This is a genomic window from Shigella sp. SIG3 (assembly GCF_053555855.1).
On the sequence record NZ_JBQZXE010000225.1, the window covers coordinates 1 to 1,881 of the forward strand.

At 53.1% G+C, this 1,881-nt stretch carries 1 pseudogene; it reads right to left on the reverse strand.

Going from position 1 to position 1,881, the window contains the following annotated elements:
- Positions 1 to 1,852 (reverse strand): annotated as a pseudogene (cyoB, locus tag ACUU1I_RS20355) (cytochrome o ubiquinol oxidase subunit I); the annotation flags it as partial.
- Positions 1,853 to 1,881 lie beyond the last annotated feature (29 nt).

Here is a 1,881-nt window from a genome sequence, read left to right on the forward strand (position 1 = left end):
CAATCGCCAGCCACCAGATATGCCAGATCATGGCGAAACCGAAGATGGTGGAGAAAGCTGCAATGACGATACCTGCACCGCTGTTTTTCGGCATATGAATTTCTTCATAGTGGTCAGGCTTTTTATACGCTTCGCCTTTCTCTTTCATTTCCCAGAATGCATCACGTTCGTGAACGTGCGGCACTACGGCAAAGTTATAGAACGGAGGCGGGGAAGAGGTTGCCCACTCCAGCGTACGGCCACCCCACGGGTCGCCAGTCAGGTCACGGTTCTGGTCGCGGTCGCGGTCGCGAATAGAAACGTACATCTGAATAACGAGGCAGAGAATACCCAGCGCAATCAGTACTGCACCGCTGGCTGCAATCATCAGCATGGTGTGGAACTGCGGGTCAATCTGCTGGCTCAAACGACGGGTCATGCCCATGAAGCCCAGCGCATACAGCGGCATAAAGGCAACGAAGAAGCCGATGATCCAAAACCAGAACGCGCGTTTACCCCAGGTTTCGTTCAGTTTGAAACCGAACGCTTTAGGCCACCAGTAGGTCATCCCTGCGAAGCAGCCGAAGACCACGCCGCCGATGATCACGTTATGGAAGTGCGCAATCAGGAACAGGCTGTTATGCAGAACGAAGTCCGCGCCCGGTACTGCCAGCAGCACGCCAGTCATACCGCCCACCGAGAAGGTGACGATAAAACCGATAGTCCACAGCATCGCAGAATGGAACACGATGCGGCCCTGATACATGGTGAACAGCCAGTTGAAGATCTTCACCCCGGTCGGGATGGCGATAATCATTGTGGTGATACCAAAGAAGGCGTTTACGTTCGCGCCCGCCCCCATCGTAAAGAAGTGGTGCAGCCAAACGATGAACGACAGCACGGTGATGCAGACGGTTGCCCATACCAGCGAGGTATAACCAAACAGACGTTTACGCGAGAAGGTTGCCGCAATTTCGGAGAACACACCGAAAACAGGCAGGATCAGGATGTAAACTTCCGGGTGGCCCCAGGCCCAAATCAGGTTGATGTACATCATCATGTTGCCACCCATATCGTTGGTAAAGAAATGGGTGCCCAGATAGCGATCCAGGGTCAACAACGCGACGGTAACCGTCAGAATTGGGAAGGAAGCAATAATCAGTACGTTCGTGCACAGTGATGCCTAGGTAAATACTGGCATCTTGAACATGGTCATGCCCGGTGCGCGCATCTTCAGAATGGTAACGAAGAAGTTGATACCGGTAAGCGTCGTACCTATACCGGATAGCTGGAGACTCCATATCCAGTAATCAACACCGACTCCCGGACTGTACTCTATTCCCGATAGCGGTGGATAGGCCAGCCAGCCGGTCTGCGCAAATTCGCCCACGCCGAGAGAAACGTTAACCAGAATCACGCCAACAACAGTAAACCAGAAGCTTAAGTTGTTGAGGAACGGGAACGCAACGTCACGCGCGCCGATCTGCAGCGGAACCACCAGGTTCATCAGACCGATAACGAAAGGCATCGCCACGAAGAAGATCATAATCACGCCGTGCGCGGTGAAGATCTGATCGTAGTGGTGAGGTGGCAGGAAGCCCGCTTCACCCGCCGAGGCAAGAGCCTGCTGGCTACGCATCATAATGGCGTCAGCAAAACCACGCAGCAACATCACAATCGCCACGATGATATACATGATACCGAGGCGTTTATGGTCGACGGAGGTCAGCCACTCTTTCCACAGGTAGGTCCACTTACCGAAGTAAGTGATCAGGCCAACGAGCGCCAGACCTCCCAAAATAATGCCAGCGATCGTAACCATGACGATAGGTTCATGGAACGGGACTGCATCAAGTGATAATTTTCCGAACATCTTTATTCTTCCTCAACCCCTTTAATGGG